At 43.3% G+C, this 10,838-nt stretch carries 12 protein-coding genes and 1 pseudogene; 4 read left to right on the forward strand and 9 right to left on the reverse strand.

The window, feature by feature from the left end; genetic code table 11:
• Window positions 1-13 precede the first annotated feature (13 nt).
• Complete coding sequence (locus HWQ41_RS04480; RefSeq protein ID WP_292760244.1) at window positions 14-334, reverse strand: multidrug efflux SMR transporter; 321 nt, start codon at window positions 332-334, stop codon at window positions 14-16.
• 485 nt (window positions 335-819) lie between these two features.
• Here HWQ41_RS04480 and HWQ41_RS04485 point away from each other — a divergent pair, with 485 nt between their 5' ends.
• Window positions 820-1,269 (forward strand): Hsp20/alpha crystallin family protein, encoded by a 450-nt coding sequence (locus HWQ41_RS04485; RefSeq protein WP_292760245.1) that lies wholly within the window; start codon window positions 820-822, stop codon window positions 1,267-1,269.
• A gap of 241 nt (window positions 1,270-1,510) precedes the next feature.
• On the opposite strand, the gene HWQ41_RS04490 is transcribed toward HWQ41_RS04485, so the two are convergent.
• From HWQ41_RS04490 to HWQ41_RS04505, 4 genes and pseudogenes are all read right to left on the reverse strand, one after another.
• Window positions 1,511-1,810 (reverse strand): 2Fe-2S iron-sulfur cluster-binding protein, encoded by a 300-nt coding sequence (locus HWQ41_RS04490; RefSeq protein ID WP_292760246.1) that lies wholly within the window; start codon window positions 1,808-1,810, stop codon window positions 1,511-1,513.
• Window positions 1,811-1,891: 81 nt separating this feature from the next.
• Window positions 1,892-2,779 carry a uroporphyrinogen-III synthase gene (locus HWQ41_RS04495; protein WP_292760247.1) on the reverse strand — a complete coding sequence of 296 codons (888 nt, stop codon included), beginning with the start codon at window positions 2,777-2,779 and terminating at the stop codon, window positions 1,892-1,894.
• Window positions 2,780-3,304: 525 nt separating this feature from the next.
• Window positions 3,305-3,628, reverse strand: a pseudogene (locus tag HWQ41_RS04500) (DUF4351 domain-containing protein); the annotation flags it as partial.
• The gene (locus HWQ41_RS04505) at window positions 3,592-3,864 is read right to left on the reverse strand and encodes a hypothetical protein (protein ID WP_292760261.1); all 273 of its coding nucleotides are present in this window, start codon (window positions 3,862-3,864) and stop codon (window positions 3,592-3,594) included. The pseudogene HWQ41_RS04500 and the gene HWQ41_RS04505, both read right to left, overlap by 37 nt.
• A gap of 16 nt (window positions 3,865-3,880) precedes the next feature.
• On the opposite strand from HWQ41_RS04505, the gene HWQ41_RS04510 reads away from it, so the two are divergent.
• Entirely contained in the window at window positions 3,881-4,051 is a 171-nt protein-coding gene (locus tag HWQ41_RS04510) for a hypothetical protein (protein WP_292760249.1), read from the forward strand.
• Between the two features lie 253 nt (window positions 4,052-4,304).
• On the opposite strand, the gene HWQ41_RS04515 is transcribed toward HWQ41_RS04510, so the two are convergent.
• A complete protein-coding gene (locus HWQ41_RS04515) occupies window positions 4,305-5,510 on the reverse strand; it encodes an SfnB family sulfur acquisition oxidoreductase (RefSeq protein ID WP_292760250.1) in 1,206 nt (401 codons plus the stop codon).
• A gap of 232 nt (window positions 5,511-5,742) precedes the next feature.
• Window positions 5,743-6,840 (reverse strand): dimethylsulfone monooxygenase SfnG, encoded by a 1,098-nt coding sequence (gene sfnG, locus HWQ41_RS04520; RefSeq protein ID WP_292760251.1) that lies wholly within the window; start codon window positions 6,838-6,840, stop codon window positions 5,743-5,745.
• 457 nt (window positions 6,841-7,297) lie between these two features.
• On the opposite strand from sfnG, the gene HWQ41_RS04525 reads away from it, so the two are divergent.
• Window positions 7,298-7,720, forward strand: a complete 423-nt coding sequence (locus HWQ41_RS04525; RefSeq protein ID WP_292760252.1) for a DUF6745 domain-containing protein — start codon at window positions 7,298-7,300, stop codon at window positions 7,718-7,720.
• A 306-nt stretch (window positions 7,721-8,026) separates the two neighbouring features.
• Here HWQ41_RS04525 and HWQ41_RS04530 read toward each other — a convergent pair whose 3' ends face one another.
• Window positions 8,027-9,874: a VWA domain-containing protein gene (locus tag HWQ41_RS04530; RefSeq protein WP_292760253.1), complete on the reverse strand. Its 1,848-nt coding sequence runs from the start codon at window positions 9,872-9,874 to the stop codon at window positions 8,027-8,029.
• A gap of 305 nt (window positions 9,875-10,179) precedes the next feature.
• Here HWQ41_RS04530 and HWQ41_RS04535 point away from each other — a divergent pair, with 305 nt between their 5' ends.
• Window positions 10,180-10,536, forward strand: coding sequence for a Rieske (2Fe-2S) protein (locus tag HWQ41_RS04535; RefSeq protein ID WP_292760254.1), 357 nt, complete (start codon window positions 10,180-10,182; stop codon window positions 10,534-10,536).
• A gap of 33 nt (window positions 10,537-10,569) precedes the next feature.
• Here the strand turns inward: HWQ41_RS04535 and HWQ41_RS04540 are convergent, their stop codons facing one another.
• Window positions 10,570-10,734, reverse strand: a complete 165-nt coding sequence (locus HWQ41_RS04540; protein WP_292760256.1) for a hypothetical protein — start codon at window positions 10,732-10,734, stop codon at window positions 10,570-10,572.
• Window positions 10,735-10,838: the final 104 nt, after the last annotated feature.

Here is a 10,838-nt window from a genome sequence, read left to right on the forward strand (position 1 = left end):
TTCCTAGACTCATTTATTTACTTGCATTTATACCAATTACCCCCATGATTATTAAGGCGATCGACAAGAGTTTGATGAATGTGGCAGATTCACGAAACCAGATAATACCAATGATCGCAATTAGGATAGTTCCCAATCCAGCCCAGACAGAATAAGCCACACTCACTTCAAGTTTCTTGAGAGCAAAGGTCAAAAAAGTAAAACAAAGTCCATAGAAAACAAATATTAATACGGAAGGAACTATTTTAGTAAATCCTTGTGATAACTTCATGCAAGTTGTGCCTGAAACTTCAAAGAGGATTGCTGCAATAAGGTAAAACCAACTTGTTGACATATCTGTTATCAGCAGTTTGTTAGGAATCTCTTATTATCTCTGTGAAATTAAAAAAATACAACAGGTCTAATTATGATTATTAGTCGCATGAATATACTAAATATTTGTATGATGTACTACTCCTAGCAAGCTTTAAGAGTAGGAGGCGGGTGACGCTAGTATTAATGTTTAAAATATACAGCAGATTTCAAGGAAAGTGAAGTACACAACGATTCGTCTCAAAGCTAGGTATAAAGCCTGTTTTAATTCTAAATTATGCTCTAATTGTTCTATTTTAAGTCTGCTTTTGTAGAGTTTACCGAACACACCTATTGAAAATTACCGTACTTGTTATTAACTAGATTTTTGGTTCGGTAATCTTCATAAATCAGGTGACAAAAACCGAAGTTACACCAATGTACTTTTTTAATACTATGAGAACAAAGAAAGGAATTAAATCCTCAATTAGTTCAACAGCAAAAATACTGATTATCCGAGGTAGAGATATGACATTAGTACGTTGGAACCCCTGGCAAGAATTTAACGCAATACAACGCCAAATCAATCGCTTATTTGATGAAGATACGTTGCCAACTGTATTTTTGGATAGAGGTTTATCTAGAGTTACTGCTGCTGAGTTAAAAGAAACTGAAGATGCAATTCATCTGAAGTTAGAACTTCCGGGAATTGAAGCTAAAGACGTGGATTTGCAAGTTACAGAAAATGCTGTATACCTGAGTGTTGAGCGGAAGTCGGAAGCGAAATCTGAAGATAAAGGTGTGATCAAAAGCGAATTCCACTATGGTAAATTCCAACGTGTAATTCCTTTACCTACTCGGATTCAAAATACCAACGTCACGGCAGATTATAAAGATGGCATCTTGAACCTGACGCTACCCAAAGCTGAAGAAGAAAAGAATAAAGTTGTCAAAGTTAATCTAGCATCATCTGGCTAATTTCCGCTTGATATCTGCTAGCTATCTATTAAACTAAATAAAAAGCGCTCTCCAAAAGGGGAGCGCTTTTTAGTGTGAATTACTCAGCCGATACAGATTTATTAGGAAAGTGCAAAATTTGAAATCTTGTAGAGTATGTTATTGCGTAGGATAACGCACCATTTCAGATTTTAGGTACGCTGGGACGAATGTCCTAACGCATCCTACAAAACTTGCTCTTGATTAAATCCACATTTCTTAGTTAAGCGTTAAGCGCATCTTCTTGATGGGTTTCGATTACACAATCAGAAGTAGCATAGGCAACGCAGGTGAGAACCCATCCCTCGTCAATTTGATCGTCGTCTAAGAAATTCTGATCATCTTGGTTAACTGTACCTGAAATCAGCTTCCCGGTGCAGCTAGAGCAAGAACCAGCATTACAAGAATAGGGCAAGTCCAGATGATATTCTTCGTTAGCAATCTCTAGGATGTACTCATCATCAGGAACGTCAATTGTTTTTTCTCCATCTGGAGTACGTAATGTGACCTTGTAAGTTGCCATGTAACAATCCCTAGTTAAGATAAACTCTATTTCCGATACTACGGGTTTATGTGCAGCTAGTCTAGAGTTGATTGTGGTTGATTACCCTACATCACCAAGCGCTGAGTGTGAACTGGAACTGAGAGTAAAAAATTCTGCGATCGCTTCCCCAAATCCCTCAAATGAACTATAATCCGCAGACACGATGGAGACATTCATACCCAACTTTTGGGCATTAGCAGTTGTATAAGGGCCAAAACATGCAATAATACAATGTTCATAATCGCTTGGCGAGTTGACCATTGTCAAAAAGCTTTCTACTTCCGCCGTGCTACTAAAGGCAATTACATTGATCATTGCTTGACGCATCAGGTTTAATTCAATACTGTAGATATTTTTATCTAAACCCTGCGTGATATAGGTAGGTACGCGAGTTACTTTTATGCCCAATTTCTGCAAATCCGTAATTAAATTGGGTACAACATCAGGCTCAGGCAAACCAACAACTTCTGGAGCAGGTATCAGCACTTTTTTATCGTTAATTTGCGGAAGTTTTGCTAATTCAGCCACAATTCCGGCTGGGCTAGATTCTGTTGGGATTAAATCCACTTTGCCACAAAAAGACAATAAGCTTTCTGCGTCTTTTCCTAAAGCACATAAGTGACAATTTTTTAGCACAGATACGGGAATATCTAAATCATTCATCCGGTGAAAAAATGCAGTGATCCCGTTTCTACTGGTGAAGATAATCCAATCAAATTCGTCTATTCGTTCCAGAGCAGTATCTAACTTAGTGTAGTTTGATAAATAACAAGTTTCGATAGTAGGCATGAGAACAGGTAGACCACCTTGTTTGATTATTTGTTCAGATAACCTATAAGCATAATTTCTCGGTGCTGTTACTAAAATTCTCTTGCTATATAAAGGTAGTTCTCTAGATGGAGTGAGCAGGTTGATTTCTGTTGATTGGTCTGTTGATTGGGTGTGCATTTGTTTATTTCCCATTTCATTGCTATTGCACTTTAGAATGCAATACGCTTGGTGTTCGTGATATTTTGCCCCGGAAGATCCCCCCAACCCCCTCAAAACTTTAAAGTTTTGAGGGGGTTGTTAAAATTCCCCAAAGGTTATTAGAGTGAATGTAATCTCTCTAAATACAGTTTTACGTAAAAGCGTAGCGTTTTTAATGCAAGCCGACGCATTAACAATGCATAGGAATGCATTGGCATTGTAGGGTATTGACAAATTTAATTCGCTCAACAACGATTTTCTCGATTGGCTCGCTTATTACTTCCCCATTGGAGACAAAATAGAAGCCTATGTAGTGGCACTGTGAGAACAACTTTCACCTTTTAGATATTCAGCAAAGGTGCAAAGAACAATTCAGACATGAATTCAGCAGCGTCAAAATTTTGATGCTGCTGAATTGATCTAGAATTTAGAGACAAGCCGCAAAGCTTATACGCACTTCCCAACGCATATATCAATTTTAAGAGGATAGCGCTCGCTATAAATTTAATTCCCAACCACTTTTAACCAAGTCGGCAAATCAGCTAAACTGGTAAAATCTAACAGTGCTTCGCTCAAATCTTCGAGAACAGGTAAAGGTAAATCAAAAAGTGGCGATCGCATTTCCCCAGACAATTCTCCAAACCGCTTAGTCAACAATCGGATAATAAGGTTAGCAGCCTCTTCCCGTCGTCCTTCCTCTCGTCCTTCCTCTCGTCCTTCCTCCTTAATTTCTCGGTAAACTCTCGTTTCTTTGAGCGTTATTCCTAGCATAGACTCCACCTCAGCTCGACTTAATTTTTCAAACTTGTACACCATAATCGTCCAAATCGGGTAGAGGAAAAGCGAGAGCCTGGATAGCCGTTGAGAGAAAAACCTAGATGCCACCACCAGACGAAGCATATAGTGATGTAAGTCAACTTTGTTCCCACATTCAGTTGAATAATTTGACCAAAGATGAGTTCAAAAATATAGCTAATGACAGCAATTACAGCAATAAAAAGTAGTCCCTTAAATGGCTGGCTTTTCCAAATACTCCGCCTCTGGGTTGGGTTTGCAACGCTCATAGTATCAACTTAAATAATGTTGGATTTATCAGGGGCAAAGCATTCTGGTAAATATAACAGTTCTCGCTTGAGTGACGTACAAGAACCCCACCCTCAACCCCCTCCCCGCACGCGAGGAGCTTGCTCTGATGTACCTTATGTGATTAGGAAACGCTATATTACCCCCGAAAGCTTCACCGAATTTTAGACTTCGGCGTGAGCGCTACTTCTCTACGAGAGGCTGCGCCAACGACAACGCTCAGTACAAGTCAGTCGAACGCTTTTAAATTTTGAATCTTAAATCCAAAATTTAAAATGTCTGAGAGCAAGCAAATTTCTTTGTGGAATAAATCCAAAATCTACAATTCTTTATTCAGAGGAACTGCATTAATGCATGGGATCAATCTAAAATCCCAAATCCCAAATCCCAAATTGATTGACCCCAATAGAAAATGCGGCAATTACAGCCAAGGATGGCGTGGGGGATAAACACCATTGAGGAAGTAGTTACCAACAGCGTAGTATTTCCAGCGCACGGGATCGTGGAGTGTGTGAGCGCGGGCATTTCGCCAGTGGCGATTGTAGTTGAATTGCTCCAATGTGGACTTAGTACCTGCTAGTTCAAACAACTTATTGGTAGCTAGTAATGCTGCTTCAGTGGCTAAGGCTTTGGCTTCCGCAACTGCGATCGATGCTTCCACTACCTTGGGTTCTTCTAAACCTGACTCGTTGGCGATGTCGAGAAACTCACCCGCACGTCGCAGTAATGCTTCAGCAGCGTGAACCTGAATTTGGACATTGCCTAAGTTATAGAGCGTCAGAGGGTCTTCGTATCCTTTTTCTAAATTGCTGTCAACCCAAGGGCGGGTATGGTTGCGGACAAAGTAGATGGTGTCACGAACTGCGGCTTTGGCAATCCCCACGTCTACAGCAGCTTGGATAATTTGCGCGATCGCACCCATTGGTGTTGCCCGCTCAAAGGCTAAGTAGTGCGGAATGACGTGTTCTGCCTTCACTTTCACATTTTCAATAATGGTAGTGCCGCTAGCTGTAGTACGCTGTCCGAAGCTCGTCCAGTCATCAAGTAGGGTCAATCCGGCGGCATCTCTTTCGACAAATGCCACCACTGTCTTACCATCTTGACTAGCAATCACGGGAACCCAATCAGCTAGTAATGCCCCGGCGGAGTAATATTTACGTCCGTTGAGTACGAAGTCAGAACCATCTGGTTCTAACTTTGTCTGGACATCGGTGACAGACTTAGTACCAATTTCCGAGAAGGCGTTACCAAAGCGCTTACCTTGTAAAGCCAAATCAAAGAAGAACTTCTTCTGCTCATCTGTACCATCCAAGCGAACTGCTTCCACCATGTAGAGGTGGTTTTGGGGAATTTGACCGAGGCTAGAATCAGCTTCGGAGATGATTTTAATGACTTCTGCTAAGGTGACACTCGATACAAAAGCCCCACCATACTCTTTAGGGACTGTGATCCCCCACAATCCGCTCTGGGAGAACTTTTGCACTTCCTCAGCAGGCAAACGCCGATTTTGGTCGCGCTCTGAGTCTCCCTTGGCAAACTCAGCTGCCAATTCGTGAGCGATCGCGATCGCTTCTTTGTCATCCCGAATGATATGCGCCTTCTGTTCAGTATCAATTACTGATGTCATAATATAACTCCTTGATTGTGATCAGTATTTAACCAGACAATGATCTAAATACATTGGCTAGTGGTAATTTGTAGGGCTGATTGCAATATGCCAATACACAGATTGAATCTGGTAAGATTCTTTGAATGATCAACTTTTTGTAGGAATGGGCTTAACCATTGAACGACTTCCCAAATAAAGCCCGGATAAATTACACAACTACTTGCAGAAGTCGTTAACTCTCAAGAATCTGCTACACCACAACTAACTCATCAACCTTACGACGATTAGCTTCTAGTTCGCGCACAATCGGAATTACTGTCTTACCAAATGCAGGCAAATCATCCGAGTAGTGTAAGAAGCCACCGAGAATTAGATCAACTCCGACTTCATAAAACTGGCGAATCTTGTCAGCCACCTGATCAGCCGTACCAATCAAGCCGGAACGGAAGCCATCGTTATACTGCACCAAGTCTTCAAAATTGGAATTAGCCCACATTCCCTGATGCTCACGAGTAGAGGCTCCCGCCTGTTTCACTGCTTCGCCAAATCCTTTCACCGCCTCTACATCTGCTTGGGCAATAATATCGCGCAATACTTCATGGGCTTCTGCTTCCGTATCTCGCACGATGATAAAGGAATTCAGACCAAACTTAATTTTGCGTCCTTCAAGACTCGCTAATGCAGACACTTCTTCAATCTGCGATCGCACCCCTTCTATAGTGTTGCCATTCATAAAATACCAATCAGAGACGCGGCCAGCCATGCGCCGGGCTGCTTTCGAGTTACCACCTTGGAATATCTCCGGGTGTGGATTCTGATTAATCGGTTTGGGCTTCACCCAACCACCATTGATGCGATAAAAGTCGCCCTTAAAGTGAAACTCCTCCTCTGTCCACAAACCTTTGAGAACGCGGATAAATTCTTCGGAACGACGATAGCGTTCGTCATGGTCTAACCACGGTTCACCATAGATGGTGAATTCATCTTTGAACCAGCCGCTAACCACATTTAGTGCAAACCGACCGTTTGACAGAAAATCAATGCTGGCACCGATTTTAGCAACTACTCCCGGATGCCACAATCCAGGGTGAACTGCTGCAATTAGCTTCAATTTCTTGGTGACAGGAGCTAGGGCTGACACGGTTGTAAGTGCCTCTAGTTGGTACTCAGCGCCATAGCTGGCGATAAATCTGGCTTGTGCTAGAGCATATTCAAACCCGACTTCTTCAGCCGTCTGAGCTAGTTGAGCATTGTATTCGTAAGTCCAATCTGTCCGTTGGGGGATTTTACTAACAACTAACCCCCCGCTAACGTTGGGAATCCAGTATGCGAACTTAATATCTACCATAATTGTGCGTTTGTAATTGAAACTGCTTGGTTATTTGTCTAAGTTTGCTTGTAATCCAACAAAGCCTAATTTTTGATCACTAACAAATCAGCTAAACTTGATTCGGCAAAATCTTAGTCAAAATCGAAAGCTTGAGAGCAGCTGGAAACTACTCTGAGTTTATAAGTAGACAATCTCAAGATGTGATAGTGGCAATATACCATAACTCGACCGTGCTACCGTAGTTATTAATGTATCAGACTTTATCACGATAATTTTTCCGATGTCGTGACGCTGGTGAATCAGACCGGGCGATTGACTTAGCGGCTCGTCAGGGAGATTATTTATTTATCAATGCTGATGAACCAGAAAAAACGGCAGCATTGGTGCAGAAAGTGAAAAGATTGGCTAGCGATCGCTACCAACGTCAGATTAAAGTAGCATTCCCCAAGGACTCCACGTTACTTATTGGATCGAGTTGGCCGGAAGTGGGATTACCAGTTTATCTGCGGGGCATGGTTTTGTCTGGCGCTGGCGAGGCGTGCAGGTGACGGATAAGATTGCCTTTGAATCCCAGTCGATAACTGGGCAGGATATCCTGAATATAGAGAATGTTGAGTTGCGCCGCGTGCTGATTGAACGTCTGGGATACGAGACATTTTTGCAGCAAGTGGGAGGGTTGATCCGCGATCGCGATCGAGACTCTGGTGGAGAACGTCAACTAGTCTACATTCCTTTTGAGGATGACGAGCCGCTGATGGTCTTGAAAGTTACTTGTCCATCCACAAGACATCTTCATATTTTGCGCGTTCCTCCTGATATGCGAAATTGCCATCAGGCAGCCGCCTGGATTGCAGGCTTTAATAACCCAGATGATTATAACCCTGCGATCGAAGCGTAATTAGGACTAACCCTTTCAAGGTGGGTAAAATTTTTGGACAATAATTCTCTTTTCTCTGTGTACTCTGCGCCTCTGCGGTTTAAAAGTGATTTATTGAACCGCAGAGGCACAGAGGAGGACACTTGCGTGGGCGGGTTTCCCGACTTGAGCAAAGTGTCCGTAACGCAGAGAGGAAAGCAAAGATTTTATGAGTCACTTTGAAAGGGCTACTCAATAGACATAGGAGTGAAAATTAATTCTGCGTTGCTCGAAATCCTTGCTAGGGACAATTCATGAATTGTCCCTACGTCATTTTCACTCCTATGTCTAATTGGTAGTAGTGGGTTGCACAAATCGCTTAATTTCACCACAGGCAATATAAGACTTGCCATCAGGTGCGGTTTTGACTTCATCAACGAGGTAAAGCATTCCTTCCTCACGAACCGATCGCGGAAAACGCATGTTCCAATCCGGTTCATATCCGTCGGAAACTACCCTAGCACGTAGCTTGCTGCCATCTTTGACACACTGAACTAAAATGCTGTCCCCTACAGTGTCAGTTGTGATCAGATCGGCGGCACTAGCAGGCCCTTTGGAAGCTTTGCCTGTGTTAGTTAGATTCGATTGTCTAGGGGCAACGAAGATATCTCCTTCACCGGCTTGAGCAAAACGGGTGAGCTTACCACGTACACGGTAGAAAGTACCATCGCTTGAGAGTTCCAGTCCTTCAACAACATAGCGTGCTCCCTCGGCACGAATGGCCCGGGGAAACTGAATATTCTTGGTTGAATCGTAGCCTTCGGACATGACTTTTACCCGCAGTTTACCCCCTTCACGAACGCAGTACAATTCCACACCTGAACCGACTTCATTCACAATCGGTATCGCGTACACTTCATCGCCAGCAGTGACACCTCGACCCCCCAGATCGCTGCGATTGCGCGTCATCGTCTGGTAAGACTGATCCCGCATCTCTTTACGTCCGGCATTGCCTAGAGCTTTTTGGGCGATCCGACCTGCGAAATACTCAAGCTGATCGATCTCTTCAGCAATTTCAAAATTCTCGTTCAAGCCTTTATCCCGCAAATCTTTCACCAGCGCCCGCAGGGTTTGTTCAGCTTCCTGATGCTTGCCATGTTCAGCTAGATTGAGTCCAATTTCTTTGGCCTTTGCGATCGTCAGGCGACTCAGTTCCAGAATGATCTGGCTGGTAGAGGCAAAAGCTGCTTCCTCAACTGTGCCAACTTTGGCAACGACATCTACTGTGCCTGACACGCTTTGAATCAGGTGATCTTGCACAACATCGGCGCTGTAATGCAGTTTCATCACAGGTAACTCCCCAATTTGAGCGCTTGATATCACCAAACTCAAACCGAGAAGTTTGTCTTCGCCCTCGTAAAGCTCTCCCAAAGTGAGGACAGCTTGAGAAGCGTCATTCTGGCTAACTTTAGCAAGACTTAAGGTATCAACAAGGCTGACACCATCAGCCAACTCAAGTGTCACCTTGAGGTTCTGTCCCACTACTGCTCTGAGACTGTCTAACTCAATACTAAACACTTCCGTTGCTTCGTCGATGCTCTGAATGAAGTAGAAGTTGCCCGTGGCGGCTCTTGCCATACCAATCAGCAAGTCTTCATTGAAACCCTGAGCAAAACCTAACGTAGTTGTGATAATGCCTTCCTCAGCTTTTTGCCCCGATGTCGCCGTGAGTATCTTCGGGTCTTGAATGCCCATATTGGCGTGACCATCGGTAAGCAGGAGAACACGGTTGATTTTTTGGGGATCAAGTCGCGTCTTCACGTGTTCACAGCCTTTGAGCCATCCCCCCGATAAGTTGGTAATACCGCCGGCTCTAACCTTGCGGATAGAATTTTTCAGTGCGGCCTTGTTAGTCACAGCCTGGGGTGGCACAACGCTGTCTACTTCATCGTCGTAAACAACTACTGAGAGAATGTCATCTGGCTCAAGTTGATCTACCACAGACTCAGCGGCTTTGAGTGCGTGATGCAAGGGAGCGCCTGCCATAGAGCCGGAACGGTCAATTACCAGAGAAAGGTTAAGGTTACGTCGGGGAGATTCTGCTACCTCAGCCCGAAAACGTAGCAGAATATTAGTCTTTAATGAAGATCCTGCCGGGAGGATAGACTGGTCAAATTCGTAACTTGTCTTAATCATTTTTTATATCGCTCAAAGTTGTCTGTTATCAGCCACAAGCCTGATGATACTGGGATAGGAAGCGCTTTCTTTAGTTTACCCAGAAATAAGTTTATTCAGTGTGAAAACGGTATTTTATGTAAAATTTTATATTTATGGTATCTCACCAGCGTGACGCTGCGCGAACAATTTTGAATTTTGAATTTTGAATTTTGAATTTTGAATTTTGAATTGTTAACCTTCCCCACTCTTCAATACTGAAAGGCGATCGCACTGGTCACAATTGCGGGAAACTGAAAGCAGATATATTAGGAGAGGAGAACCTAATGAGTTGGACTAAAGTTCTTGCAGTCGAAGCACTTTCGCCAGGTGCGCGAGAAGTAGTGAAAGTTGGTAATCGGAAAATTCTGCTTTTGAATCACGAAAGTCAGCTTTATGCTGTAGATAACACCTGTCCTCACATGAAATTACCACTGAAAAGTGGGAAAATCACTGAAAGTGGGGCAATTGTTTGTTCCTTCCATCACAGTGCTTTTGACCTGCGGACTGGTGAGGTACAAGACTGGTGTTCTTGGCCACCTGGTATAGGTAAGGTACTCTCGTTGGTTTCACAACCAAAGGCACTGCCAGTATTTCCGATTCGTGTGGAAGAAGGCAGTATCTGGGTTGATGTGCAAGAGTAATAGCAAACAGTGCTGTTAGCGATAGTGGGGCGTTTAGCCAGTGCCCAGGAACTCGGCTGAGAGTAAAAAAAGCAATACTTCTCTACGAGACGCTTTGCGTAGCTTGCTTCCACGAAGTGGTACGACAAGCTCAGTAACCATAATCGCACTCAGCATCAAATCAGTTCCGAGTAATGAGTGCTGAGTGGGAAGATTCATAAGTACTACTTCTTACTCAGCACTCAGCACTCCTAAATGTTATTGGGCAAATATAGCAACGGACAAGAAGGTTAGGACATTAACTGATGATAAAACCTATATAC

It is taken from the genome of Nostoc sp. NOS(2021) (assembly GCF_017115025.1).
Taxonomy (GTDB): domain Bacteria; phylum Cyanobacteriota; class Cyanobacteriia; order Cyanobacteriales; family Nostocaceae; genus Nostoc.